General features: G+C 49.4%; 25 protein-coding genes. 5 read left to right on the top strand and 20 right to left on the bottom strand.

What is annotated here, in order from left to right; translation table 11 throughout:
• Nucleotides 1–343: 343 nt before the first annotated feature.
• From PaeBR_RS12770 to PaeBR_RS12755, 4 genes are all read right to left on the bottom strand, one after another.
• Nucleotides 344–1,129, bottom strand: coding sequence for an HAD family hydrolase (locus tag PaeBR_RS12770; RefSeq protein WP_410510974.1), 786 nt, complete (start codon nt 1,127–1,129; stop codon nt 344–346).
• Nucleotides 1,130–1,164: 35 nt separating this feature from the next.
• Nucleotides 1,165–1,686 carry a hypothetical protein gene (locus PaeBR_RS12765; RefSeq protein WP_410510973.1) on the bottom strand — a complete coding sequence of 174 codons (522 nt, stop codon included), beginning with the start codon at nt 1,684–1,686 and terminating at the stop codon, nt 1,165–1,167.
• A 49-nt stretch (nt 1,687–1,735) separates the two neighbouring features.
• The gene (locus tag PaeBR_RS12760; RefSeq protein ID WP_410510972.1) at nt 1,736–1,945 is read right to left on the bottom strand and encodes a DUF896 domain-containing protein; all 210 of its coding nucleotides are present in this window, start codon (nt 1,943–1,945) and stop codon (nt 1,736–1,738) included.
• A gap of 98 nt (nt 1,946–2,043) precedes the next feature.
• The gene (locus tag PaeBR_RS12755) at nt 2,044–2,418 is read right to left on the bottom strand and encodes a LysM peptidoglycan-binding domain-containing protein (protein WP_410510971.1); all 375 of its coding nucleotides are present in this window, start codon (nt 2,416–2,418) and stop codon (nt 2,044–2,046) included.
• 201 nt (nt 2,419–2,619) lie between these two features.
• Here PaeBR_RS12755 and lexA point away from each other — a divergent pair, with 201 nt between their 5' ends.
• The 5 genes from lexA to PaeBR_RS12730 all read left to right on the top strand — a co-directional run bounded on the left by lexA (nt 2,620) and on the right by PaeBR_RS12730 (nt 5,328).
• Nucleotides 2,620–3,246 (top strand): transcriptional repressor LexA, encoded by a 627-nt coding sequence (lexA, locus tag PaeBR_RS12750; RefSeq protein ID WP_410510970.1) that lies wholly within the window; start codon nt 2,620–2,622, stop codon nt 3,244–3,246.
• A 164-nt stretch (nt 3,247–3,410) separates the two neighbouring features.
• Entirely contained in the window at nt 3,411–3,749 is a 339-nt protein-coding gene (locus tag PaeBR_RS12745; RefSeq protein ID WP_410510969.1) for a L,D-transpeptidase, read from the top strand.
• A 103-nt stretch (nt 3,750–3,852) separates the two neighbouring features.
• Nucleotides 3,853–4,086, top strand: a complete 234-nt coding sequence (locus tag PaeBR_RS12740) for a hypothetical protein (RefSeq protein ID WP_410510968.1) — start codon at nt 3,853–3,855, stop codon at nt 4,084–4,086.
• A gap of 162 nt (nt 4,087–4,248) precedes the next feature.
• Nucleotides 4,249–4,845, top strand: coding sequence for a hypothetical protein (locus PaeBR_RS12735; protein ID WP_410510967.1), 597 nt, complete (start codon nt 4,249–4,251; stop codon nt 4,843–4,845).
• A gap of 90 nt (nt 4,846–4,935) precedes the next feature.
• On the top strand, nt 4,936–5,328 hold the full coding sequence (locus PaeBR_RS12730) for a DNA-directed RNA polymerase subunit alpha C-terminal domain-containing protein (protein ID WP_410510966.1): 393 nt from the start codon (nt 4,936–4,938) through the stop codon (nt 5,326–5,328).
• A gap of 136 nt (nt 5,329–5,464) precedes the next feature.
• On the opposite strand, the gene glnA is transcribed toward PaeBR_RS12730, so the two are convergent.
• From glnA to PaeBR_RS12650, 16 genes are all read right to left on the bottom strand, one after another.
• A complete protein-coding gene (gene glnA / locus PaeBR_RS12725; protein ID WP_410510965.1) occupies nt 5,465–6,793 on the bottom strand; it encodes a type I glutamate--ammonia ligase in 1,329 nt (442 codons plus the stop codon).
• A 30-nt stretch (nt 6,794–6,823) separates the two neighbouring features.
• On the bottom strand, nt 6,824–7,234 hold the full coding sequence (locus PaeBR_RS12720; RefSeq protein ID WP_019910684.1) for a MerR family transcriptional regulator: 411 nt from the start codon (nt 7,232–7,234) through the stop codon (nt 6,824–6,826).
• Between the two features lie 83 nt (nt 7,235–7,317).
• A complete protein-coding gene (locus PaeBR_RS12715; protein ID WP_410510964.1) occupies nt 7,318–8,571 on the bottom strand; it encodes an aminotransferase class I/II-fold pyridoxal phosphate-dependent enzyme in 1,254 nt (417 codons plus the stop codon).
• Between the two features lie 108 nt (nt 8,572–8,679).
• Entirely contained in the window at nt 8,680–9,993 is a 1,314-nt protein-coding gene (hflX, locus tag PaeBR_RS12710) for a GTPase HflX (RefSeq protein ID WP_410510963.1), read from the bottom strand.
• A gap of 49 nt (nt 9,994–10,042) precedes the next feature.
• The gene (locus tag PaeBR_RS12705) at nt 10,043–11,008 is read right to left on the bottom strand and encodes an AAA family ATPase (protein ID WP_410510962.1); all 966 of its coding nucleotides are present in this window, start codon (nt 11,006–11,008) and stop codon (nt 10,043–10,045) included.
• An 81-nt stretch (nt 11,009–11,089) separates the two neighbouring features.
• Entirely contained in the window at nt 11,090–11,752 is a 663-nt protein-coding gene (locus tag PaeBR_RS12700; protein ID WP_410510961.1) for a YdcF family protein, read from the bottom strand.
• 1 nt (nt 11,753) lies between these two features.
• Complete coding sequence (locus PaeBR_RS12695) at nt 11,754–12,308, bottom strand: DUF402 domain-containing protein (protein WP_410510960.1); 555 nt, start codon at nt 12,306–12,308, stop codon at nt 11,754–11,756.
• Between the two features lie 166 nt (nt 12,309–12,474).
• Complete coding sequence (locus tag PaeBR_RS12690) at nt 12,475–15,030, bottom strand: PBP1A family penicillin-binding protein (protein WP_410510959.1); 2,556 nt, start codon at nt 15,028–15,030, stop codon at nt 12,475–12,477.
• A 150-nt stretch (nt 15,031–15,180) separates the two neighbouring features.
• Nucleotides 15,181–15,420, bottom strand: coding sequence for an RNA chaperone Hfq (gene hfq, locus PaeBR_RS12685; protein ID WP_410510958.1), 240 nt, complete (start codon nt 15,418–15,420; stop codon nt 15,181–15,183).
• A 19-nt stretch (nt 15,421–15,439) separates the two neighbouring features.
• Complete coding sequence (gene miaA, locus PaeBR_RS12680; RefSeq protein ID WP_410515167.1) at nt 15,440–16,414, bottom strand: tRNA (adenosine(37)-N6)-dimethylallyltransferase MiaA; 975 nt, start codon at nt 16,412–16,414, stop codon at nt 15,440–15,442.
• Nucleotides 16,404–17,189, bottom strand: a complete 786-nt coding sequence (locus tag PaeBR_RS12675; protein ID WP_410510957.1) for a class I SAM-dependent methyltransferase — start codon at nt 17,187–17,189, stop codon at nt 16,404–16,406. The genes miaA and PaeBR_RS12675 overlap by 11 nt, the downstream gene beginning before the upstream one ends.
• 44 nt (nt 17,190–17,233) lie before the next feature.
• Nucleotides 17,234–19,201: a DNA mismatch repair endonuclease MutL gene (gene mutL, locus PaeBR_RS12670; RefSeq protein ID WP_410510956.1), complete on the bottom strand. Its 1,968-nt coding sequence runs from the start codon at nt 19,199–19,201 to the stop codon at nt 17,234–17,236.
• A gap of 36 nt (nt 19,202–19,237) precedes the next feature.
• Complete coding sequence (gene mutS, locus PaeBR_RS12665) at nt 19,238–21,997, bottom strand: DNA mismatch repair protein MutS (protein WP_410510955.1); 2,760 nt, start codon at nt 21,995–21,997, stop codon at nt 19,238–19,240.
• 679 nt (nt 21,998–22,676) lie between these two features.
• On the bottom strand, nt 22,677–23,936 hold the full coding sequence (locus PaeBR_RS12660) for a putative amidoligase domain-containing protein (protein WP_410510954.1): 1,260 nt from the start codon (nt 23,934–23,936) through the stop codon (nt 22,677–22,679).
• A gap of 216 nt (nt 23,937–24,152) precedes the next feature.
• Nucleotides 24,153–24,710, bottom strand: coding sequence for an outer spore coat protein CotE (locus PaeBR_RS12655; RefSeq protein WP_410510953.1), 558 nt, complete (start codon nt 24,708–24,710; stop codon nt 24,153–24,155).
• Between the two features lie 125 nt (nt 24,711–24,835).
• Nucleotides 24,836–25,852: an HD-GYP domain-containing protein gene (locus PaeBR_RS12650; protein ID WP_410510952.1), complete on the bottom strand. Its 1,017-nt coding sequence runs from the start codon at nt 25,850–25,852 to the stop codon at nt 24,836–24,838.
• Nucleotides 25,853–25,886: the final 34 nt, after the last annotated feature.

Below are 25,886 nucleotides of genomic sequence, written 5' to 3'. Positions count from 1 at the left end.
CTTTCAGCAAGTGTCAATTTAGCCAATTTCCTATCCCCCCAGTAAAACATTAGAGTAAGTTTAGCAGAATAAAGAGAATACGAAAAGCCTTCCTTTCCACTCTGCTTTATACGTATTCATTATTTCCATGCGGTCAACTCTTATTATACACATAATTATTCACTTTTCCGGAGCGTTCCGCGTTGCTACGTTCACATTATTGTGACATTTATCACACATATATCTGACCTCAAAATGCAGACGCATAGTGTCAGTGAATTATAGAAATGAAGAAAAGACTGCCCAATTCGTAGAGAAGCTCTACTTTATCGGACAGCCTTGTTCAAATACTATTATGGCAAACTTAAAGGGATTCTACCAGCGGCAGCAGATCTGCAAGATGTACGATCTCATAATGAGGCTGTATTTCAGGATTCGGCTCCTTGCCGTTCCGGTTAATCCAAACAGTGGTTAAGCCCGCTTCCAGTCCGCCCCGGATATCCGTAGTCAGCTTATCGCCAACCATGATCCCCTGCTCTGGAGTAATATCCAGCAATTCAAGCGCATGAAGGAAAATAGCCTTATCCGGTTTACCTTTGCCAAAGCTGCCGGAAATCACAATATGGTCAAAATAAGGGGTTAGCTCCGGTACACCTTCCAGCTTCTCCTGTTGAAGGGCCGGGCAGCCATTCGTTAGCAGCAAAAGTTTCACTTTACCGCGCAACTCATCAAGAATCCGGAACGTTTCTTCATAAATATATGGTCTGCTGCGCCGCTCGGCCGCAAATGTCTCCGACAAAGTCTCGGCAAGCTTCTCATCATTTATTCCCAATGCCGCAAGACCCCGGCGCCAGGATTCTTTGCGGTATAAAGGCGCCAGTTGCTCCATTTGACGGAATTCATCCTGTACCCCTGCGGTGAAGTTCCCCCAGAGTGCTTCAAAAGGATTAATCCCGATCATCTTAGTAAAAGGAAAGGTCTCATAGGATTCATACAAAGACCTTGCTTCCCTGCGGACAGCTGCTTCCAGCTCCTGAGGGTTAACTGCATCTCCTGCTGATTTACAAGTAAATTCGAATGCTTCCTCAATACTGCGGTCATCCCAAAGCAGCGTGTCATCCAGATCAAACAGTACGGCTCTAATCGGCATTAAATTTCTCCCTCTCCCTCAGAATCCACTAATATCTATTTGTGTTCTACCACAATATTGTTAACCTTGGCGAACTGCTCCAAATGATCTCCCATCGCTGCGGTGTCATACCGGTTGATCAGCTTGGAGAAAATCCATTTCATCCGCTTACCCTTATGTTTAATGGTAACAGAACCACGGGAGAGAATAATTTTCTCAATATCCCCTGCAGCCAAAAACCGTTCGCGGTTAAACTTGAAGGTTGATAGTCTTGCGCGGTCCACCTTCAGAAATGGACGACGGAAGAAGATAAGCACTGCCAAAACAAAATAAAGGACAATTCCAAGCCAATTCATCAAAGAACCGTTGCCTTTGGTTTGATCGACTGTGCCAACCATCCAGTACATGATTCCCAGTCCCAAGAGCACTACGGGTAAAACGATGTTGCGTCCTCGAAACACCTCGCCGGTCTTCGAAGGAGAAGTTGAGGCATAAATCGTATCCTTGCCTGCTTTCTTTCTTTGCTTGTTTACTTGCTGTGAGTTGCGTTGAACCATTCTTTCCCAAGAACGGGCCATGTCATTTCCCCCTAGTCTTACTGTAATATCTATGAAAAGGAAACAAGTGTTAATGCAAAAGTCCCTTGTCGCCTTGTCCATGCTCATTTTTATCCACAATCTCAATATTGTTTAGCTGGGCGCGGAAATTATTGCGGATGTTGGTCAGATAAATCTCACGAAGCTTGGCGCGTTCCGCCAATTCCTCTTCATTCAGGCCTACGGTCTTCTGTTTACGTGCTAATTCGTTAATCCGTCCGACCAATTTGTCGATGTCCACTGCTTGTCCCTCCCCTATAAATTCATACTAACTTTGCCATGAGAAAAAGAGCTTGTCAAGGTCTCCCCCCTGCAAGCTCTACTGTATCTAAAATAATATCAATAAATAGGAAGAGACAAGATATCACCGGCCTGAATATAACTGTCCTTTAACCCGCTATATTGTTTAATTCCTTCTATATATACAGCCGTTCTCATATCCGACGGTTTATGTAATAAGGCTATTTCCCAAAGGGTATCCCCACGTTCAACCACGATTCGCTTCTCCTGTTTTACCGGAGCCGTGGAGCTGGCAACAACATTACCAACCACTGTAAAACCGGAAACGACCAGCATAATAATCATCATAATCTTCATCAAATTTGCCTGCATGAACAATCTACTAAAACTCTTAAAGGAAGCAACACTCCGTCCTGCAGATTTAACCTCCGGAGTCTTGTCATATATGCTACGATATGTGCTGTATTTCAACATTAACATCACCCTCCAAACACTTGTTCTTACTCCCAAAATCAATATATCACGAACATGTGTTTGAATCAATACTGTTTTCGAACAATTGTTCCCTTTATTTTCGCCAAAAGATATACTCTCTCTTCTTTAGAACTTATGTTTGTGCGAACGGCAGTTCTATGTTATAATTTTACCAAACATTACTATATGGGGTTGATTCCGATGTCAAAGATTTCGAGTCGCCAGTTGGCGATCCTGGAATTTATACGTAACGAAGTCCGTAGCAAGGGTTATCCTCCTTCCGTACGGGAAATAGGGGAAGCTGTAGGCCTAGCCTCCAGTTCCACGGTTCATGGTCACCTCGACCGTCTTGAGAAGAAGGGGCTTATCCGCCGCGATCCAACAAAACCGCGTGCGATTGAACTTCTGGGTCAAGAAGATTCCGAGAATGTACATCAATTTGCACAGACAATCACCCGTGTTCCTGTCGTAGGAAAGGTTACTGCCGGTTTACCGATTACTGCAACAGAGAATATCGAAGATTATTTTCCGCTCCCATCTCACTATGTCGGAGATAACAAAGTATTTATGCTATCCGTTCTCGGCGACAGCATGGTAGAAGCCGGTATTTTGAACGGTGACTACGTTATTGTGCGTCAACAGCAGACAGCAGACAACGGTGATATCGTCGTAGCAATGACCGATGAAGATGAAGCAACCGTCAAGACGTTCTATAAAGAACGCGACCATATTCGCCTGCAGCCGGAGAACCCCGCCTATGAACCATTACGCCTAAACCGCGTTACCATTTTGGGCAGAGTAGTCGGACTGTTCCGCGATATTCATTAATTATATTTTTTAATCGTCTCACAACCAGTACAGGCTGCTCACGCATATTTTGCGGAGCAGCCTTTTTTTTGTACAAGTTTTCTGCCTCAATCACATTCAGCATCCTTTCCTTAACGTTCAGGGCACCCGTCACATATCTTACAATAAAAGGAGTGCTGATTATAATGCCCAATTATCGTATTATCGTCGATTTGTCACAACGCATGCTTTATCTTTTGGACAATAATGTCGTTGTCAGAGGTTTTCCGGTAGGTATTGGCACCATGCTTAACCAGTCTCCGGAAGGTGATTACACGATTATTAACAAGCAAGCCAACCCTGGCGGGCCGTTCGGAGCCTTCTGGATGGGTCTCTCCAAGCCGCACTACGGTATCCACGGAACCAATAACCCCTCCTCCATCGGTAAAAGAGTGTCCCGTGGCTGTATACGCATGTACAATGCAGATGTTTTGGCGCTTAAGTCAATGGTCCCAATAGGTACAAGAGTTACGATCCGGCAGTGATATTAAAAATAATCACCTTAAAAATTTTTAGATATGCAACTACGCCGTTACCAACAAACATAATCTCCATAAGTTAATATGACAAAGGAGGCGAGTTGTATCCATGGAGGCATACTACAATTGTTTACATTGCAAAAACAAAAAAGTTCGTATTTTAACAGTAGATGGCAAGCAATATGAGGGAGTAGTTATGGATGTAGACCTAAATAATGTTTATTTAAAAACAGAGCAAAAGCGCACCGTTCAGACCTCGGCCTTTTATCCCTACCCCTATCCTTACGGAAATCAAATTTTAACCCTAAGCCTGTTTACCTTGCTGGCCATTGCTTTAATTTAATCTTTCAAGTGGGCTCTCCTTACCCAAGGAGAGTTTTTCTTTTTTTCTAGCAATCTATAGGGGGATGAAGGGAGAAAAAACGTATTCTTTCACGAATGGGGCATATCTTTTTAATAGAGAACTTATCATTCCTGCAAAACAGTATTTGGGAGGTGTATTTAAATGCTAATCTTTATGATGTACCTTTTTACATTTACTGGAGTTTCATTACTACTCCTTGCAGCGAGTATAAAACTCAAGTTATTATTTCCGTTAACTTCACACAATAAATTGATTGTTGCGGTCTCCACTTTCCATCTCAAATTCCCCAAACGAATGATTACGCCCAATAAAACCCATATCATCGCCATTCATGACTCCGCCAAAAAGATAGCTATAGGCACCTATCCTTCAAGTTTGCCAAAAAAAGCTTCGGCCGTCCTTTATTCCTTTGATGAAATTATGGGCAGTGAAATTGTTGAGAACGCATTAACGCTCACTAAGGCAACTAAAACCAGCCGGTTAAGCCGAATAGTATTTAATAACGAGATTACCGCAGCTACCGATAACATAGAAGATATTAGTGAACTAATACTTAAAATTTATATCAAAAGCATAGAAACGCCCGTCTATTGTATTTCCTTCCTTCCCGGAGAGCTGCCTCTTCAAAAATCGGATGCACGCTATACCCAGGCTTTTTCAGATGCGCTTGAATTACATAGACTTGTTATAGAGATTCTAACCAACGATAATTCATCTTCTCTTAATGCGTTTACATAATAACAAGAGTAAAAATGAGTTGAACATCCAAGAATAATATTGCACAGAACCTTTGGAGAAAAGTGCTGATGATCTTGGAGGTGATTCTATATGAATAAGCCAGAGAACTTAGATGTCTCTCTAATAGACCTCTTTCCCATCCCGGAAGATTATTATCCAATCCCCGTCTTCTTACTTAGATCCATATCCTCCGATCGATATAGTCAAAGGGTACTGTCCCGGGTGGTAAACTCACTTCAATCCAACAATTATAATACTATTGGTGATATTTTAAACAGCACATGGCTGGATTTAGAAAGGGCTCGAAATTTCGGACTAACAGGTACTGTTGTCCTTATGTATCTTTTGCAAAGGATTGCGGATAACCCCAAGCTGGCCCTGGATACAACAAGGCTCAACCAGAATGAACTGACAGAAGTCAGACGAATTATCAAAATTGAGTCGATAAAAAAGCGGCTGCGAGCCATGGGGCTGGTAATCTAGAATCACCCTCCTAAACCAGCAGAGGAGTAAAACCTAGGGATGGGCTGCAGGTGTCCGGTAATCGCAACGCAACCCTAGAGCACCGCATAGTAAAAAGAAAAACCCTCAACGCTAACAGCGTCAAGGGCTCTGTGTTCTAGTAAAGAGTCATGTACTGAGCTCTTTCCCACTCGTGGACTTGGGTGCGGTAGATATCCCACTCAATTTCTTTCAGCTCGTAGAAATGGGCAAGCGCGTGTTCACCGAGAGCATCGGTAATGACCTGACTGCGGATCATTTCGCTTAGCGCTTCCTTCAGATCAGAAGGCAAGCTTGGGATGCCTTCTTCAATACGCTCTTCCTCGGACATCACATAAATGTTACGGTCGATAGGAGCCGGAAGATCAAGCTGGCGCTTGATGCCGTCAAGACCTGCCTTCAACATTACAGCAAGTGCAAGGTAAGGGTTAGCTGCCGGGTCCGGGTTACGGACTTCGACGCGTGTGCTAAGGCCTCTGGAAGCAGGAATACGGATCATCGGACTGCGGTTACTTGCGGACCAGGCAACATAGCACGGCGCTTCATAACCGGGAACCAGACGTTTGTAAGAGTTAACCGTCGGGTTCGTAATGGCGGCAAAAGCACGGGCATGCTTCAAAATGCCTGCCATGTAATAACGTGCCGTTTGGCTCAAGCCAAGCGTGTCGCTCTCATCATAGAACATGTTCTCCTTGCCTTTGAACAAGGATTGGTGTGCGTGCATACCGGATCCGTTCATACCAAACAAAGGCTTAGGCATAAAAGTAGCATGCAGGCCATGCTGACGGGCTACCGTCTTCACGACAAGCTTGAAGGTTTGAATCTGGTCAGCAGCTTTGATTGCATTAGCATATTTAAAGTCGATCTCATGCTGGCCGGAAGCCACTTCATGGTGAGATGCTTCAATTTCAAAGCCCATTTCTTCAAGTGTCAATACGATTTCGCGGCGGCAGTTCTCCCCCAGATCCATCGGCGCCAAATCGAAATATCCACCTTGATCGTTCAATTCTGTTGTAGGATTACCCTTCTCGTCCGTTCTGAACAAGAAGAACTCAGGCTCAGGTCCAACATTCATGGCCGTATATCCCATTTCTTCCGCTTCCTTCAGACAACGTTTGAGGATACCGCGCGGGTCTCCGGCAAAAGGCGTGCCGTCAGGCATGTACACATCACAGATGAGACGTGCTACACGGCTATCCGTTACCCATGGGAAAATAACCCATGTGCTAAGGTCAGGATACAGATACATGTCAGATTCTTCGATACGCACATAACCCTCGATGGAAGAACCGTCGAACATCATCTTGTTATCCAGCGCCTTTTCCAATTGGCTTACAGGAATCTCTACATTCTTGATTGTTCCAAGCAGATCGGTAAATTGCAGGCGAATAAAACGGACATTCTCTTCCTTGGCAATGCTCAAAATATCCTCTTTTGAAAAGCTCACTTTACCCTCTCCCTTTCAAGCTTCTTTATATTATTTATTAAAAAACCGGGATAACTCACCTTGAATGAGAGATACTTGTCCCGGTCTTTTACCGGAAACCAGTTCTTGCTTCAGCAAGCGGTGAAGCTGGGAATCGGACAACTCTCTACGTCTTACCTCTGTATCCGGGGTAATAACCGTAGCTTCTTCAGATTCCTTGGAGACAGGATTCATCACCTGCTTAATACCGGCGATGTTAACGCCTTTCTCTATTAAAGCTTTGATTTCTAATAGACGCTCTACATCATTAAATGAAAATAAACGCTGGTTACCCGAGGTACGCGCAGGTACGATCAGGCTGTGCTGCTCATAATAACGAATTTGTCTTGCAGATAAATCGGTAAGCTTCATTACGATTCCTATAGGGAATAATGCCATATTTCTGCGGATTTCATCACCCATGACTCATCCAACCTTCCAATGATCTTTTTCTCATCTCATTGTACATTTCCTAATTTGGCGTGTCAATGGTGTGTAAGATATTCTTACAATAATTTGCGATCCCGCATACTTTGCAGCGCCATAAGGACGCCGTATTTGACATGGGAATACGTTAATCCGCCTTGCATATAACCGATAAAAGGAGCCCGGATAGGTGCATCTGCAGATAACTCCAAGCTGCCACCTTGTATGAACGTACCTGCCGCCATAATGACAGGATGCTCATATCCAGGCATATCCCAAGGCTCGGGAACTACATGGCTGTCGACCGCAGCAGCCCGCTGTATTCCCTGAACGAACGCAATCAGGTGCTCAGGTCCGTCAAAGGCCACCGCCTGAATCAGATCCGTACGCGGATCATTCCAGGCCGGCTTGGTAGTGAATCCGCAGCGCTGGAATACGGCCGCAGCGAAGATGCTTCCTTTGACCGCTTGTCCCACCGTGTGCGGAGCCATGAACAGCCCTTGATAAAGCCCCCGTGTCGTTCCCAGCATAGCTCCTACTTCTCCACCTATGCCTGGAGCGGTCAGGCGGTAAGCCGCCAGCTCCACCAGCTCTCTGCGTCCGCAAATATACCCGCCCGTCTCAGCAATGCCGCCCCCCGGGTTCTTGATCAGTGACCCGGCTACCAGATCGGCACCGACCTGCGGCGGCTCCAGCGCCTCGGTAAATTCACCGTAACAGTTGTCTACGAATACGATTACATCCGGCTTGAGATCTTTGACCCTGGAGGTCATCACTCCGATCTCGTCCACGGTAAACGAAGAACGCCAATCGTACCCCCGTGAACGCTGAATTCCGATCACCTTGGTTTTGGGAGATATACAAAGGGCGACTTCGTCCCAGTCCACCTTCCCATCAGCCGTCAGGGCAACCTCGCGGTAAGAAATTCCGAAATCCGCTAGGGAGCCTGTCCCGTCCCCGGGCTTGCCGACCACCTTGTGAAGGGTATCATAGGGACGCCCGGTAATATAAAGAAGTTCATCACCCGGGCGAAGCACTCCGAACAGCGCTGTAGAGATGGTATGCGTACCGGATGCGAAATGAGGGCGCACCAGAGCCGCTTCAGCCCCGAATACGTCGGCATATACCAGATCCAGCACCTCCCGCCCACGGTCATTATAGGCATAACCCGTAGAGCCGGCAAAATGAAAATCACTGACCTGATGCTTTTGAAAAGCCTCGATGACTTTCCATTGATTCTGATCCACAATCCGGTCAAGCTGTTTGACTGCACTTTCAATTTCAATCTCCGCAGCTTCTGCTGCCTGTAAAATATCCTCTGCAAATACCGCCATTACTATCTTTTCTCTCCTAACATTTACTTCCCATAATAGTGACAGAGCGCGAAAGCTCCCTGTCACTTTGTCCGGAATATCGAAACAACTGCTTCCATAAGCTGCTGTTCATTGTTCCTGAAACTCATCACTTGCTGGCTGATCCACAAACTCAGACAGCATGTAGCCCCACTTCTCATAATCTTCCTTATTCAAACGCACATTGTACAAAATATCGTTCTCATCAAAGGTCTGTTCCAGCACTTCCCCCACTCTATACAGCAGTGAATAGAGATCTCCGCGGTCTCCCGGGATACGGAAGATCAGGGTGTCACCGGCCAGCTGATCCTGAATAACTTCCGTAATGCGCGTCAAATCCTCTGAGTTAAAAGCGCTGACTTTTAAATAGCCGCTGCCCGTCGGAAGCATTTCCCGCTGCTGAGGCTCACACAGATCAATTTTGTTAAACAGTGTAATCTGCGGCTTGCCCGCCGCTCCCAGCTCCTGAAGAATAGATTGGACCACATCCATTTGTTCCGCACGCATCGGCGAAGAGGAATCCACTACATGAAGCACCAGATTCGCCTCATTAACCTCCTCCAGAGTCGCACGGAAGGCTGCTACCAGATCATGCGGGAGATTCTGGATAAAACCAACGGTATCTGTAAGGACTACCTCCTTGCCTCCGGATAGCTGGAGCACACGCGAGGTCGGGTCCAGTGTGGCAAACAGCTGATTCTCGATATACACATCCGCATCGGTAAGCTGCTTGAGCAGCGTCGATTTGCCGGCATTTGTATAACCGACCAGAGCCACTTGAATGGCTCCGCTCTTACGGCGCCGTTCACGATGCAGCTCCCGGGTCTTCACAACATCATCAAGCTGGCGTTTCAGTTCGGTTATCCGGCCCCGGATGTGGCGGCGATCGGTTTCCAGCTTGCTCTCGCCGGGACCTCTCGTACCAATTCCTCCGCCGAGCCTGGACAGGTTCTTGCCCTGACCGGAAAGACGGGGCAGCAAATACGACAACTGGGCCAGCTCCACCTGAATAATGCCTTCACGCGTCTTCGCGCGGCCGGCAAAGATATCCAGAATAAGCTGCGTGCGGTCGATGATTTTCAAGTCAAGAGCTTCCTCCAGGTTCCGTACCTGGGCGCCGGAGAGCTCCTGATCAAATATCGCAGTGTTTGCGCCCAGCCCATCCGCAGCCATCCGCAGCTCCTCAACTTTGCCTTTTCCGATAAACCATTTCGAATCCGGGGTTTCTTTATTTTGGCGCAGCACATCGAGCACTTCGACGCCCGCCGTTTCGGCCAATTGGACCAGTTCCTGCAAAGAAAGCTCCGGATCAATCCCTGTTCGCTTAATTTTATCAGTAACCAGACTGACCAAAATCGCCCTGTCCTGTATTTCAGTTGTTGTATTATGAGTGGTTATTGCCATGTATAACATGCTCCTTATGCCGGTGATAGTGTAGTATACTTCCGTTGTCCTATAGCTTGAAGTCTTCTGTACGCAGAGACATCAGCTCCTGCCTCCCGGGACTGTTGTTCTCATACTGGTTAAGAAGCCGCACCGCTTGACTGCGCACTGCCTTTTCTATCGAATTACGTACATAGCGGGCGTTGCTGAAGGCATGAAGACTTTCATTTTTCTCAACCAGCAAATATTGCTTTAGTTTGAGTATAGCCTGCGGCATCAAAATGTAGTCCCTTTCCTTAGCCATCAGTTCCGCAATCTGCAGCAGCTGATCAATCGTATAATCGGGAAATTCAACCTGAATCGGAAAACGTGACGGGAGACCCGGATTGCTCATCAGAAAATAATCGATTTCCCCAGAGTACCCGGCCAGTATTAGCACGAATTGACTGCGATGATCTTCCATTGATTTCACTAATGTATCTATGGCTTCTTTGCCGAAATCTTTTTCCCCGCCGCGGGCCAGACTGTATGCTTCATCAATAAAAAGAATGCCGCCCAGCGCTTTCTTGACGAGATCACGGGTCTTTTGTGCGGTATGACCGATGTATTCACCTACAAGATCGGCTCTTTCCACCTCGATCAAATGGCCTTTGGACAGCACGCCCATACGCTGGAACAGCTTGGCGACAATCCGGGCCACCGTCGTCTTGCCTGTGCCGGGGTTTCCCTTGAATACCATATGATACGCCTGCCCGCTGCTTGCAAGACCGGCTTCGCTGCGCATTTGAGCTACCTGCAGCAGCGCGTATATCTCAAACACCAATTCCTTAATATTATCCAGACCTACCAAAGCATCCAGATCCTTGCTGATCTCTTGAAAAAGCCCGCTATGACTGTGAACCTTGACCGGTACCGTCTCTTTGTCTCCTGCCGGATTACTCACGACCGGAGGCTCTTGATTCCGCAATACAATATTTATTTGCCGTGACGGTCTGCCATCGTCCCGTCCGTTTGCCGCCGCTATGCGTCCGCTCATGAATTTCACCTCATTATACAGGCTGACTACTCTACTCAAGTCTATTCCCGTCCATAAGGTGTTATTAGCAGTTTCGAGATATTACCTGTCAAACTGCAGAATTAGCTGCTTCCCTTTCCATTTCGTATAAGCAAGAATCTCCCGCGACTTATGCCAGGCCATCGACATGATTTGTGAATCGGTTAATCCCAGCTCTATTCGTTCATAGCCGAGCTCATCGGCAATTTCACTGGCCCGCCGGCCATGGAAAGTATGCGTAATAATAACTGCAGTGGACCAGCCTTCACGATTCATGATTTCTTTGCTAAATTGTAAATTTTCATACGTGCTGGTAGCTTTGTTCTCCACAAAAATATCGCTGTCCGGCACACCCTGCTGCACCAGATAATTGCGCATTCCCTGGCCTTCTGTATACTTAAGGTCCGGTTTATCCAACCCTCCGGTAACGATAAAATGAGGGAATTTCCCTTCCCTATAGAGCTTCAGTCCATAATCCAGTCTTTCTTTCAATCCGGGGCTGGGCTCATCTCCCCACATCGACATCCCAAGTATGATCCCGACATCGCCGCCTGTCATGGGATCTGTAGTTACAGCTCGATTGATGTTCCAGTAAGCGAATATACACCAGAGAACACCGGCAATCAGCAAAGAAACGAATGTAATCTTAATCCATCTTTTGCGCCTGAATCCCCGTTTTCTGGACACAACCCTGATAGGGGAAGTTCCACCGCCATACCTATCCATTTCATTTCCTCCTGAAATCTCCATTATGAAACAATTCGGCGCGATGCTTCAATGAAAGAGAGAAATAAGGAAAGGCATGCGCATCAATGCTCCGTAATAGGTTGTTAGCTGTAGACCAGGCCAGGTTGTAATCGCTATCGGTAATATCGCTGTGCTCCAGCGCCTCTTCCAGCTCATCCTCGTCAAGCAGGAACACCTCTCCGTTCCACAGCACCACTACGTCAAGATACAGATCATCAAACCAGGGAACGCCCTGGTCTGTAACACCTTGGACTTTACAGGTATCAATGTACCATTGAATAATATTCTGCTTGTCATCAAACATGGCAGTCACAATATAATGACAGTCTTTAGGAAAATATTGCAGCCACGAATATCCCTTGTCCGCAATACGGTATGTATGCCTGCCATAGCTTTTCCACAGGGGTTCTTTAAGCCCATAAATGGTATACAGCGTGATAAATCCGCTGAACTCCCGGGTTTCCACATAGCGGCAGGCAAAATGGCGGCGCGTAATCCGGCGCCAGTTGGCCCGGTCTCCGAATTTACGTTTCATATAAATAACCCTCTCCATTATGGTGACTTCAGCTTACCACATTTAGGAGATACACTCAAAAAGAAACCCCGGCAGCTCCAAATATCCGTACACTACGGAAGATTCAGGACTGCCAGGGCTGACCAAAGGATTACTGATTAAACTAAGCGATACTAAACTCCCCTATTCACAAACCCGTTCCCGGTTCCTGACTGGCAGCAGCACCTGCATCTACGCCATCTGTGGAAGCCGGTTCAACTGAAGGTGATGGAGCAGGAGTTGCCGGAACAGGAGAAGCCGTAGCTCCGTTATCGTTCCCTTTTCCGTTCCCCTTTCCATTCCCTTTTCCATTACCGTTACCATTGCCGTTTCCTTGTCCGTTTCCTTGTCCATTGTCTTCTTCGTTGCCGCCTGAATTCTCATTATTCGAACTGTTGCCATCATCTGGTGGCTCCGTAGGCTGGTTAGGATCAATGCTTGGCAAAGGCTCTTCCGTCGGAGGCGCATCTTGTACGGATACAGATACTATATTAGACGGCTCACTTTCCGTATCTTGCTCCGGATAATATCCTGTCACATAATACTCATAGATCAGACCCGGCATCGCACTGATATCGGCTGCACTGGGAGACAAAGTATTTAACAGTGGACTAAAGTCTGCTTCCGAGGTTTCTCTGCGATAAATCCTGTATTCTACGCCCTCAGTCGGCAGGCCCTGCCAGCTAAGATTAACGGTCATCGTTGAAGGATCGTATTGCGCTGACAAACCTGTTATTGCCTGAATGGCATTAGGATCTTCGGTTGGTTCGGGAATATCAACATCAGATTGCGGGAAAGGCTTCACCGGGTAATCCTTCAGCGCTTCCTCCATGACCTTACCCCAAAACGCCGCGGCGAGCGGACTGCTGTTCTTAAGCAAATGCTGCTTGTCGGGTTCATCGTAACCCATCCAAACCGCTGCCGTCCACTCCGGCGTATAGCCTACGAACCAGACATCTCTGTTAGAGTTGATGCCGGAATATCCGCTCTGGGTCGTACCTGTTTTACCGGCTACAGGCCGGTTAATTCTGGCTTTCTTGCCTGTACCGTCTTCCACAACCTTCTGCATCATTTCTGTCATTTGATTGGCAGTACTTTCAGCCATGACACGCTCTGGTGAGGTATCGGCCTTATACACGATTTTGTCATTGCTATCCGCAATGGACTTGATAGAGTACGCTTCTCTTAGTTCTCCGCCATTTGCGAATGCACTGTAAGCTTGGGCCATCTCCAGTGTATTCGTCCCTTTGCTCATCCCGCCAAGCGCCAAAGACAAGTTCTTATCGTCATCTTCAAGCGGGATGCCCAATTTTTGGGCAAACTTGAACCCTGTGTTTACGCCGATTTCATTCAAAAGCCATACGGCAGGAATATTCTCCGATTTCTGCAAAGCATCGCTCATACTTATGCTTGAAGAATATCCATGGAGGTTATTCGGACAGTATTTGCCAAAACATTGTTTCTCGTTGCTTAGCTCGGAGTCAATGGTGAACTTGCCGGACTCCAGCGCGGGCGCGTACGATACGATCGGCTTGAAGGCCGAACCCGGGGAGCGGCGGCTGGAAGTTACACGGCTATAGCCTTTCTTTTCATAGTTGCGTCCCCCAAGAAGAGCAACAATGCTGCCATTCTCCTGATTCATGATCACCATAGAGCCTTGTACCGGCTTGTCATCTGCGCTTTGCTCGAAGTTGTCCCCATCAGCGAATGCGTCCTCCACCGTCTGCTGGGCGTGTTTATCCATTGTGGTGTAGATTTTATACCCGCCAATGTTCAGGTCATCCTCGGAAAGACCAAACTTCTCTTCAGCCTCATCAACGGCAAAATCTATAAATGCCTGATAACGCTGCTTGCTTTCCGGCGGTTTGTAAGTATAATCAACGTCCTTGGCTTCATTCATCTCCTGCTCCGTGATATACTTCTGCTCGTACATCAGCTTCAACACAACAGCTCTGCGTTCCTTCGACAGCTCCGGATTACGGAGCGGATTGTACCGGGAAGGGCCCTTTGGCATAGCCGCCAATGTGGCAATTTCCCAAATCTCAAGATCGTCAAGATTGCTCTCGCCGAAATAACGAACAGATGCAGCCTTGACTCCATAGATCGTACCACCGAAATTGATCCGGTTCAGATACATCGTGATAATTTCCTCTTTGGATTTTTTGTTCTCCAGAGCTACGGCAATGGATACTTCTGTGGCCTTGCGGAAGAAGGTTTTATCGCGTGTCAAAAATATATTCTTGGCCAGTTGCTGGGTGATCGTGCTTCCCCCTTCAACCATACTGCGTGCTGCAATATCCTTAACGGCCGCGCGTCCGATGGACCAGAAGTCCACACCCTTGTGTTCAAAAAAACGCTTATCCTCTGTGGCGACAAAAGCGTCGATCATCAGCTTGGGAATTTTCTCATACTCAACGGGATCACTTTTCTCCAGCGACAGCTCGCCAATCAGATTGGCGTTACGGTCATAGATCTTCGTAGTCTCGTTTACAGTCAGCTTATCTCCATTCGCCTGCAGCAGCTTTTCACCGTTAAGCATGATGAACAAATACCCGCCCAGTGCGCAGAAGATCGCCAACGCCGTTGCAAAAAACAAGCTCCATAAGACGCGTTTTTTGGTTAGCAGCTTTTTCTTTCTCTTTTTTGGCTTGGTCTGCTCCCGGTCTCTGTTTCGGTTGGTTCTGGATATATCGTCTCTAGCCATAAATGCCTCCTGACTCCCTTTTGGAAAAATCGTTATAGTCTTCCCCTGAATGAAAAGAACAACCTTCTCAGGTTGCTCTCTTTCATTCTATTCAAACGAATTATAAACAAAAAAGTTTCACTTTGAATCTTTCAAGCTGCTTTTCTACAGTTATTCGCTGCTTCCGCTGTCCTGCATCAAAGACACGCTGCGCTGCGGAGTAAACGTTGAGATGGCATGCTTGTACACCATTTGCTGACGTCCGTCGCTGTCTATGACGATTGTAAAGTTGTCAAATGCTTTAATAATCCCCCGGATCTGAAAGCCGTTGGTTAAATATACTGTAGCAGGGATATTCTCTTTACGCAGTTGGTTCAAGAACGTATCTTGGATGTTAATGGACTTGTTCATATGCCGTACCCCCAATGGTTCAATTAGATTGTTCTGAAGTATATTCAAGACCTGAGAGAAACTTTCCTGCTATTATATCACGTATTTTTTCAAAATTCCCAGAAAAGTTTTGCTCTTCACCAACGTCGATCCATTCAATTTCATTCATGTGACGAAACCATGACAGCTGTCTTTTGGCGAATCGGCGAGTATCGCGTTTAAGCAGGTTCACAGCCTCCTCAAGTGTTGTTTCCCCCGCGAGGTATGCGGCAATTTCCTTGTAGCCCAGTCCCTGCATAGACACAAGACCCCTGCCGTAGCCGTGTTCCAGCAGACCTCTCACCTCTTCTACAAGTCCCTCTGCCAGCATTTGATCAATTCGGTCTTCAATACGTTTATATAGTATTTTCCGGTCCATTGTCAAACCTACGATGCAAAGCTCATAAGGAGATTCCTTAGTTTGGGCTGCATGTGAGGACGAAAGTGTCGTATCGGTCTGGTGAAAAATCTCCAGCGCCCGGATAATCCGGCGGCGGTCATTTGGATGCAGCCGGTCTGCACTGGCCGGATCTACCGCCTCCAGGCGGGCATGCAAAGCGAGTGCTCCATATTCTTCCGCATACTGCTCCTGCTCCTTGCGGAAGGCCTCATCGGCCACAGCCTCCGAGAAACGGAATCCATAGCAGAGGGATTCGATATAAAGTCCGGTTCCTCCCACAATAAAAGGCAGCTTCCCCCTATCACCGATATCCTCAATAGCTTTGCGTCCCTGTTCCTGAAATTCGGCAGTGGAGTAGGGATAGCCCGGATCATGGATATCTATCAGATGATGCGGAATCCCTTGCATTTCCTCTGGAGTAATCTTGGCTGTGCCGATATCCATCCCCCGGTACACCTGCATGGAATCTCCCGAGATAATTTCGGCGCCGTAAGCTGCCGCAAGCTCCAGACTCAGTCTTGTCTTGCCCACAGCAGTCGGTCCGAGAAGCACCAGCAGCTTACGTTTAGCTTGGATTGCCAATTTGTATCACCCCGTACGATGTTTTGGAATTATTGCGCAGCAGCTCGGTAAAGCCCAGCCTTCCGAATTCGCCGCTTAAGCTTTTTTCTTTCAGGAGCACGGCTTTCCGGGCAACTCTGACCGCTTCAGCCACACTCTCAGGCGACAAGGCGGCACCGTTTGCGAACTGGCGCAGAGGTGAAATGGCTGCTGAGTCCGTCAATGGCTGACGAAACATCGGATCAAAATAAACGATGTCCACACTGTTGTCCTGCTGGTCCTTCAAATAGTGGAGGTGATCGCTATAGACAACCTTAATACGGCGCAGGGCCGCATTCACCTTCTCCTGCCCTGAGGTGTAATGGCTCATCCCTTCCAAGAGGAGTCCATAGAGTGGCAGCGAGCTCTCCAGTGCAGTAATCTCTGAGTTTTCGCCACCGTACACGGCAAACAGCAGGGAATCGGTTCCGAGTCCCGCCGTGCAGTCCAGCACACTGTCACCCGGCTCCATTCCGGCAGCTTCCAGCATAGGATCACTCTCGCCCTTTAATACCCGTTTGGCACGAACAAAACCCATACTGGGATGAAATTGCAGCGGGGGCAACCCCGGCCGGAGCAGCCGGACTGCCTCCTGCAGCACGACCAGCACTTCCTGGTCCTGATAACGCTCTACCAGCTTAGGTAAAGAGAGCGTTCCGCGCGGCTTATATTCAACGTTCAACCGATCAGCGAGTGTCTGCGCGCGCAGCACGATTTCCGGTATCGGGCCATTGCCCGTAGTTATAATCATGATGCCTCCTGTCTTGTTGCAGTATACAGTAGTACTCTTACTTATTACATGACCCGTTTGAACAGCTTTTCCAGATCATAGGCAGAGAAGGAAATCATGATTGGACGTCCATGCGGACAAGTGTAAGGCTGCCGGCAGGCCGACAACCGGGTCAGCAGGCTGTCCACTTCCTGTTCGGTCAGCTTATGATTCGCTTTAATGGACGCCTTGCAAGAGCATAGAATAGAAGACTTCTCACGCAGCTTAGCCAGGTCGATAGCTTTCTCACTCAGCACCCATTCCGCCATCTCTTCGACAATAGATTTCTCCTCCCCTTGAGGGAACCAGTAAGGCAAGGAACGGACGAGAAAGGTCTGGCCGCCAAAATGCTCCAGAATCACCCCAGCCTGCTGGAACCAGTGCAAACGTTCCCCAAGCATCCGGCTCTCTGAAGGCGTGAATTCCAGCGTGATGGGCAGTAAAAGCTCCTGTGAGGCATCTGCCGGACGCCCGAATTCTTCATAATAATATTCATAATTAATCCGTTCGTGAGCGGCATGCTGATCTATGAGATACAATCCCTGATCGTTCTGGGCGATAATATAGGTCCCGTGATGCTGCCCGATGTAATTGAGTTCAGGAAATACGGGAAGCCCTTTATCTGAACCGGCTGGAGGCGCCCATAGTTCTTCAATGCCCGCTGCCATTTCCCGCAAAGGGGAAGAAGGCTGAGGCGCACGATAGCTACTATTGGTTCCGGCTTCACGGATCTGCGGGGCGGCTAACGGTGAGCTGCCGTATATTTCGGTCTGCTTCTTATCACGTTGTGTGAATCCGGGTGCTGCTGGATAGGCGTTAGAGCCCTGAATGCCATTTGCGGGGTCTCCATCAGAAATGGGCATCTGGCCGGACGCCCCGGCCGGTACCCTGCTATTCCCGGGCGCTGACGGTGCCCCTGAACTCTTCGGAAAGGCAAATTGCTCCTGTATAAAAGAGGAACTTCCCTTCGGCCCAATCGTCTCCCTGCCAGGCCGGGGAATGAGATTCTGCCCCAGCAATACCTTGCGGATCTCCTCCTCAACAAATCTGTACAATTCGACTTCCTTGCTGAAGCGAACCTCCAGCTTGGCGGGATGAACGTTAACGTCGACAAGCGATGGATGCATATCAAGCTTCAGCACCAGCAAAGGATAACGGTTAATCGGCAGCAGCGTATGATAGGCACGCATAATTGCGGCATTCAGCCCGTTACCCCGGATATAACGTCCGCCTACAATCGTAGTGACTGCATTCCGATTTGAACGTGTCCAATCGGGGCGGCTGACATAACCGGAAATCCGGTAGTCGGGATCTTCCGCCGCAATCGGCAGCATGGCCTTTGCCGCAGAGGTACCGTATACAGCGGCAATCACCTGCAGCAGATCACCATTGCCCAATGTATGGAGCAGCTGATTGCCATTATGATGGAAACGGAAAGAGATGTCCGGATGGGCAAGCGCCATCCGGTACATCGCATCCGAGATATGCCCCAGCTCCGTTTGTATACTCTTCATATATTTCAGTCTTGCCGGGGTGTTATAGAATAACTCCCTCACTTCAAAATCGGTTCCCTGGCTTGAAGCTGCGTCTTCGTTATCTTTGAGCTTGCCGCCCTCGATCTTGATCCGCTTGCCTTTGCCATCATCTGCGCTGGCAGTTAACAGAGAAACCTTGGATACGGCGGCTATACTGGGCAAAGCCTCTCCACGGAAGCCGAGACTAGTAATCTGAAACAGATCGCGTCCGTTAGCAATTTTACTTGTAGCATGACGGTAAAAGGCGGTTTCACAATCCTCCGGCTCAATCCCCGAACCATTATCCTTAACACGGATGCTTTGCAGGCCGCCCTCCTCCACGAAAACCTCAATCAGGGAGCTCCCGGCATCAATCGCGTTCTCCACCAGTTCCTTCACAACAGAAGCGGGCCGTTCCACTACTTCCCCGGCGGCTATCTGGTTGGCAATATGCTCGTCCAATACATGAATTTTAGCCATTTTATTCACCCCGCTTGTTATTTAGGTTTATATACTCTACAATTCCTTCGCCTTCATCTTGAGATCATTCAGCAAACCCATGGCCTGAAGCGGCGTCATGTTCATGAGATCCGCTTCTTTCACAGCGGCAATGATTTGCTTCATATATGGATTCTCTTGGACATTGGGAACAGGAGCAGATGGATTGCCCTTTCGATTCTTGCGCGGCTCCTCTTCTCCAAAAATAGAGAGTTGAACCACTTCAAGTCCCTCTTCCTCGCCAGGAGAAGCTACGGACACAGCTGTTTCTGCATAAGCCGCTTTTTGACCTGCAGCCTGATCGCGGAGCATAGCGGGGGAGCCCTCCTTGATCCCGGGCTCTTTTCCTTGAATAATGCTGTAAGCCCGATGTCCAACCCCGGCGGCGGAAGATTGCTCAATATCCTGCAGCAGCCCGTATGCCCGGTCAATAATGCCTTCCGGCAGCCCTGCCAGACGGGCACAGTAAATTCCGTAGCTGCTGTCTGCCGCTCCCGGCACCAGCTTGCGCAGGAAATTCACCTTATCCCCGCTCTCCTGCACGGCCATCGAATAATTCCGCAAACCCTCCAGACTCTCTTCCAGATGCGCCAGTTCATGAAAATGCGTCGAGACTAGCGCCTTGCAGGCAATTTTATCGTGAACATATTCAATCACGGCCTGAGCAATAGCCATGCCCTCGCTTGTGGAAGTCCCCCGTCCAAGCTCATCTATGATGATCAGGCTGCGCGGGGTTGCTTTCTCCGTCATGACCTGAATGTCAGCCATCTCCACCATGAAAGTACTTTGCCCGCCGATGAGATCGTCCGCAGCTCCTATACGTGTAAAAATACGGTCAATGAGCGGAATCTCGGCACTGACAGCCGGTACAAAGCAGCCGATTTGCGCCAAGATGGCAATCAGCGCCACCTGGCGCATATAAGTGCTTTTGCCCGCCATGTTAGGACCGGTAATCAGTGAAATGTTGCCCTCGCCCTTGGTAAGGCTGCTCCCGTTAGCGATAAAGGCCGAATCCTTAAGGACAGCCTCCACGACAGGATGCCGTCCGCCTTCGATTATCAGATCGTACCCGTCAGACAGCTTCGGCTTCACGAATCTGTGTTCAGCGCTGACCGCAGACAGACATTGGTAGACATCGATTTCCGCCACTTTCTCGGCGAGATTCTGCAAGCGGGGGATTTGCCCGTTTAGTCGCTCCCGCAGCTCGGTAAAGAGCGTGTACTCCAGGTCGGTCATTTTGTCCTGTGCTTCCAGAATAAGAGCTTCCTTCTCTTTCAGCTCCGGCGTAACGAACCGCTCCGCGTTCGCCAGTGTCTGCTTGCGTTCGTATCTTCCTTCCGGCAAGGAAGCCAGGTTGGAGCGGGTTATTTCTATATAATAGCCGAATATTTTGTTGTAGCCGATCTTCAGGGATTTAATGCCGGTTGCCTGGCGTTCCCTGGCTTCGAGTTCGGCGATCCACTGCTTGCCATTGCTGCTCGCTTCTCTAAGCTCGTCCAATCGCGCATGGTAACCTTCCCGGATAATTCCGCCATCACGGATTGAAACCGGGGCGTCGTCCACGATGGCCCGCTCAATATCCTCCCGCAGCTCGGCACATTCATCCATGGAGGAACCGATTTCCCGCAGCGTTGATGAGCCTGAAGCGAGACACATTTCCTTCAAAGCAGGGATTTGGGCCAGCGACAGCTTGAGCGCGTTCATATCCCGGCCATTGGCGCTGCCGAACGCAATACGTCCGGTCAGCCGCTCCAGATCATAGATTTCCTTAAGCGCCAGGCGCAGATCTTCGCGTACAATGAATTGGTTGTATAAATAATCCACAGCTTCCAGCCGCCGTTCAATCGGTGCGCGCTGTAACAACGGTTTATCAATCCTCCGCCGGAGCAGGCGGGCGCCCATCGATGTTTCTGTGCGGTCCAGCAGCCAGAGGAGTGAACCTTTTTTGGAACGCTCACGCACGGTTTCGGTTAGCTCCAAGTTCCGGCGCGTAAAAGGATCGAGGATCATATAGTTCCCCGGCTCATAAGGAGAGATTTGGCTGAGCTGTCCGAGCGAACGCCGCTGCGTCTCACTTAAATAACTGATCAGGAGAGCCAGACATTGGCCCCGCTCCTTCTCCAGCCGGACCCAGGCCGCTTCGCCAAACTGGCGGCGTGCCGACTCTTCATCTTTTTTCTCCCAAGGGGTATATACAACGGACTTTGCACCAAAAACCGCTTCACCACGAATTCGGTCCAGCAGCGCTGCATCCCCGATAATTTCTGCAGGCTCATAGATCCCAATCTCATCGCGCAGCCATTCGGCTCCGGAGAGGACTGATGTTACGTAAAGCTCCCCCGTGGTCAGATCGCAGGCCGCCAGTGCCAGCATACCGTCGTTCTCAGTGACACAGACCAGATAATTGTTGGCTTTTTCCGAGAGAATCTTGCCGTCCATTACTGTTCCCGGAGTGACAACTCGCACGATATCGCGCCGTACCATACCTTTGGTGGTTGCAGGATCGTCGAGCTGTTCGCAGATGGCGACTTTGTATCCTTTTTCGATCAGGCGCTGAATATAACCCTCGGCGGCGTGGTGCGGCACTCCACACATCGGTATGCGCTCCTCGGTTCCTCCTTCGCGTCCTGTTAAAGTAATCTCAAGCTCCTTCGAGGCCAGCAGCGCATCCTCAAAGAACATCTCATAAAAATCTCCCAGACGGAAAAAGAGAAAGGCATCCTTGGCCCCTTCCTTTACCCGCAAATATTGCTCTATCATCGGCGTATATTTTGCCATGGTCAACCTCCATGCCTATTTCATGCTATCCATCATTATAGCAGAAAGTGACCTCGCTAGGTTATGCCTCCGCATGGTAATCACCTGGCAGCCTCCTGGAGTCCGGGGATAAAATAAGAAGGGACGGCACCCGTTTCTCGTAAAAATATAAGGAAAAAGTAGGCTCAACACCAATATCAGTTCTTTACGGAGAGGGATACTGTGCAATAGGAATTACTCGGACTTTTGAGAAATGGGTCCTAACCTGCTTAAAGCGACGGAGCGTTGTAGGAAAGCCCGCCATTTCGGGTATTGGAAAGTAGGACCAATCCACCCAAAATGAGGCTAGGGTCCAAATCAGGAAATCTGGAGTTGGGGGGAGAATTAAATCCACAAGACCGTTTTGGCGGACCCAGGAAACGCTACCCGACTTGAAATGCCCCCGATTTCGTATTTGGCGGACAGAGGAGCACTTATTTAGCTGAAAACGGGCTAAAGAAGGCGTTGAGTCCACAATTAGCGTCACCTCAGTCCGGTTCTGTTCTCTTTTGGTACATCAACACGATAATAAGGACTATGCAGTCCGCCCAACGGCTCGAATCCCCGTATCCCCGCATGGAACATTTTGTCAAGCACTTATTCTGGTGTTGACCCAAAAAGTATGGAGTGAAACTTATACTTTCGAATTAAAAGCGCCGGTTCACGGCGCTTCTCTGTAACACCATAAACTGCGGATGTCACGGGATTCATCCCAAGTTTTCCCTTGGCCAATATACCGAAAGATTGGCTCTATGTACCGGGCGGCCTTCCCGTAGCCGCCCAAAGCGCGCAGCTGGACCATGAGCGGAGTAAAGGCGACGCGAAGCGGGGATTTGTCGCCGCTGTAGTAGGCGGCATGAAGCTCTTCCCTGTCGAGCGGGCGGAGGGGCAGGTCTTCATAATGGCTCACAATGAGGTGAGCCAGGTAGACTGCCCCTTTGGCGACGGCCGGAGACACCAGGAAGCTCGGCAGGGTCCGGTATTCGAAGCCGCCATGCGGCTGGTGCCGGAAATCGCCGAGCACGCCATAGCGTGGACGACGCGCCACTGCGCGGGCGTCCTCCAGCAAAAGCATGGGCAGCGCGAGATAGCTGTCCAGCGCGCGCAGCAGCGGCGCCGTCAGCGTGACGCCGCTGAAGTGCAGGTGGCCGCCGAGGGCCCAGCCCCGCAGCGGCATGCCTCCCGCCCGCCAAGCGAGCGAGCGGTCGGCGATGAGCCGGTCCGCCGTGGCTGCGGCGGACATGAGCTGCGCCAGCAGCGCGCGCGGTTCCCCGCGCGGCCGTGGGCGCAGCTCCGCCACCGGGAACGCGCCGCGCGTTCCCGGTGGTCCGGCGTCGCAGCCGGCGACGCCGTCCGGGGGCAGGTACCGCGACGCCGGCACGACGCCGCCGGAGGGCCCCCGCTGGAGCAGGAACTCCGGGTCCATGCCCATCAGCAGGCCGGGCCGGCCCGGCAGCTCCTGGGCAAGATCCCGGGCCAGCGCCAGCTCCGCCGAACGGAACGGCTCAGGAAGCCGTTCACCGTTCCTCTTCAAGAGTGGTGCAAGCTCCTCCACCACGTATCTCCGGTCTCCTTTGGCGAGCAGCAGCACTTCACCGCTATCAAGTCCCACACTGTACAAAGCACGAGCCGCTATGCCCTCCAATATCCGTCTTAAACCACGACGTTCGGCAGGAATAATAGGGTGCCGGGCATTCATTTCCGCAGACACGGCCTTCATTCCCGCTCCGGCTCCCAGCGGCAGGATATCCAGAGCCTTCAAATTATATACGAAAACCCTGAAACGCTGTCTGTCTGCTGTCTTGCTCTGCAGCACCTGCTGGCTCTGCCGGGTCAGTGCAGCCTCTACGCCGCTGCGAAGCAGCCGCTTTTCTCTCTGCAGCGGTGATAATGTATCAAACACCTGGAAACCTTCATTCAATTCCTTCCCCCCGCCCCGCCGTTAATGAAGAAAGCAAAAAACGGCTCCACATCCCTCTGGACGGCACCGTTTTTGCAGATCATGGGCTATAGTTGTTCCTTTACTCCATACGCAAAAAAATTTAAAAAAGGAGGGCATCCGCCCTCTACACCGCTGCCCCCTCATCATATAATGGATTCATAACCATCAAGATTCAGTTAGCAGCGGCGTATCTTCTTACAGCTCATCATCCAGCGCATCAGGGTCCAAATCCTCATAATCGAAGCTCTCACCGTCAAAATCGTAATCCTTGTCTTCCAGATCATCGCTTTGATCAGTAACATAAACGCGGACCTTGGTCTCAGCCACCAGCTCCGCCTCGAATTCCCGTTCTACCCGGATTGTAACACTGCCTCCGCCGGGAGATACGCCCGCTTCCACACAGTTCGGTTCCTGCGTTGCATCCGCAGAGACCTCCACGGTGGAAGCGCGGTGTCTGGGGTCCAGATACGAGAGTGGAATAAGCTCCACATAGGAGACCGTTTCCTTTGCTACCTCGGTCTGCTTGTTTTTGTCGTACGAATACCAGATGTTAACATCATAAGTACCGATGACTTCGATTCCGTTCCCGGCAGCTACCGCTTCATATTGGTGGTTGATGATCCAGGCCCCCAAAATACTGGTCGGATGATGCGGCGGAGTTACGGTATGGGTTGCGGTAGAGAACTTACGACCTTTGCCGCAAATCGCCTTCGTAATGATCTCCCTTGTTTGACGTTTATGGCTTAATGGCATCTTTAAACCTCCTCCATACAATCATTCACTATCAAGTGTATGCAGGACATGGGCGTTTGTTGATTGTTAGACTATAAAAAAATTTGGGTAAGCCTTCCGAGCCTTAAAAGGAGACTTCTGCCTCCCTATTGCGGGAATACCCGCACAATTCCAAGCTTCCTCTCTTTGCTAAGATCGATGAAATCCTCTTCGATATTTACAAGCGGACGAATCGGATCATGTGGAAGAATCAGAATGATTCTGCCCACCCGTCCGTCTGTCAGCTCTACCTCGTTCCCTATCATTGACTGCATTAATTTATCCATGAAAACCCGGCAAATGTATGGATCAAGCTTGCCGAAGACACTGTCGCTCATCTGTTTCAGAACCTCGTAAAGCGGAGATGCTTTGCGGTATAAACGGTCAGAGATCATCGCATGAAAGACATCGGCTACCGCCACTATCTTGCTGAAATCCGTAATCCGGTGACCCATCACGCCAAACGGATATCCGCTGCCATCCATTCTTTCGTGATGCTGCAGCGCTACAAGCGCTTGCATATGGCTTGTCCCCACAGTGTCTCTTATTAACTCATAGCCTATGGTGGTATGCTTCTTCATATATTGAAATTCTTTATCCGTCAGCGGACCCGTTTTGGTCAAAATTTCGGCCGGAATCATGATCTTTCCGATATCATGCAGAGTGGCCGCGATGGTCAGCATGCTTAACTCTTCGGGCTCCAATTTGAGCCACTTGCCAAGCAGTGTGGACAATATGCCTACCGCAATATTATGCCTGTATGTATAGTCATCTTTAGACTGCAAGGCCGACAGCATTCCGTAGAAATCATTCTTCTCCGTAACCTCGTTAATAAACGGAAGGACCTCGGCGCGAAGCTGATTGACAGGCACCCGTCTGTTGAACCTGACCTGCTCAAAAACCTTTTCCATCGCAGCGGTACAGTCGTCGACGGCGATTTGAAAGAAAGCTGCGCTATCCAATTGAATAATATCCTTGGCATCCAGAAAAATCCGATGTCTTTCCAGCAGCCTAATATGATCTGCATTCAGCAAGGTCATCGCAGGTAAAACAAATAGCCCCTTGTCATTAAACAGATCTGTCCCAAGCTGCTTGCCGATAAATGTCTTATTGCCATTGTCCATACCCTCTCACCTGCCTGACTGAAAAATGTATCGC

Origin of the sequence: Paenibacillus sp. BR2-3 (assembly GCF_046529485.1) — a bacterium.
GTDB lineage: Bacteria > Bacillota > Bacilli > Paenibacillales > Paenibacillaceae > Paenibacillus_AQ.
The sequence above is the reverse complement of the archived record's forward strand: the minus strand, read 5'-3'. Positions and strand labels throughout refer to the sequence as shown.

Bases quoted from the DNA above. Each gene is read 5' to 3' on its own strand.
- PaeBR_RS12740 (WP_410510968.1), top strand. From the start codon at position 3,853: ATGGAGGCATACTACAATTGTTTACATTGCAAAAACAAAAAAGTTCGT.
- PaeBR_RS12705 (WP_410510962.1), bottom strand. From the start codon at position 11,008: ATGAGCGGACGCATAGCGGCGGCAAACGGACGGGACGATGGCAGACCG.
- hflX (WP_410510963.1), bottom strand. From the start codon at position 9,993: ATGGCAATAACCACTCATAATACAACAACTGAAATACAGGACAGGGCG.
- PaeBR_RS12715 (WP_410510964.1), bottom strand. From the start codon at position 8,571: ATGGCGGTATTTGCAGAGGATATTTTACAGGCAGCAGAAGCTGCGGAG.
- PaeBR_RS12765 (WP_410510973.1), bottom strand. From the start codon at position 1,686: ATGGCCCGTTCTTGGGAAAGAATGGTTCAACGCAACTCACAGCAAGTA.
- PaeBR_RS12720 (WP_019910684.1), bottom strand. From the start codon at position 7,234: ATGGGTGATGAAATCCGCAGAAATATGGCATTATTCCCTATAGGAATC.
- PaeBR_RS12695 (WP_410510960.1), bottom strand. From the start codon at position 12,308: ATGAAACGTAAATTCGGAGACCGGGCCAACTGGCGCCGGATTACGCGC.
- mutS (WP_410510955.1), bottom strand. From the start codon at position 21,997: ATGGCAAAATATACGCCGATGATAGAGCAATATTTGCGGGTAAAGGAA.
- hfq (WP_410510958.1), bottom strand. From the start codon at position 15,420: ATGAACAAGTCCATTAACATCCAAGATACGTTCTTGAACCAACTGCGT.
- PaeBR_RS12770 (WP_410510974.1), bottom strand. From the start codon at position 1,129: ATGCCGATTAGAGCCGTACTGTTTGATCTGGATGACACGCTGCTTTGG.
- PaeBR_RS12735 (WP_410510967.1), top strand. From the start codon at position 4,249: ATGCTAATCTTTATGATGTACCTTTTTACATTTACTGGAGTTTCATTA.
- PaeBR_RS12690 (WP_410510959.1), bottom strand. From the start codon at position 15,030: ATGGCTAGAGACGATATATCCAGAACCAACCGAAACAGAGACCGGGAG.
- PaeBR_RS12730 (WP_410510966.1), top strand. From the start codon at position 4,936: ATGAATAAGCCAGAGAACTTAGATGTCTCTCTAATAGACCTCTTTCCC.
- PaeBR_RS12675 (WP_410510957.1), bottom strand. From the start codon at position 17,189: ATGATTATAACTACGGGCAATGGCCCGATACCGGAAATCGTGCTGCGC.
- PaeBR_RS12655 (WP_410510953.1), bottom strand. From the start codon at position 24,710: ATGCCATTAAGCCATAAACGTCAAACAAGGGAGATCATTACGAAGGCG.
- PaeBR_RS12700 (WP_410510961.1), bottom strand. From the start codon at position 11,752: ATGGATAGGTATGGCGGTGGAACTTCCCCTATCAGGGTTGTGTCCAGA.
- PaeBR_RS12755 (WP_410510971.1), bottom strand. From the start codon at position 2,418: ATGTTGAAATACAGCACATATCGTAGCATATATGACAAGACTCCGGAG.
- PaeBR_RS12745 (WP_410510969.1), top strand. From the start codon at position 3,411: ATGCCCAATTATCGTATTATCGTCGATTTGTCACAACGCATGCTTTAT.
- PaeBR_RS12650 (WP_410510952.1), bottom strand. From the start codon at position 25,852: ATGGACAATGGCAATAAGACATTTATCGGCAAGCAGCTTGGGACAGAT.
- lexA (WP_410510970.1), top strand. From the start codon at position 2,620: ATGTCAAAGATTTCGAGTCGCCAGTTGGCGATCCTGGAATTTATACGT.
- mutL (WP_410510956.1), bottom strand. From the start codon at position 19,201: ATGGCTAAAATTCATGTATTGGACGAGCATATTGCCAACCAGATAGCC.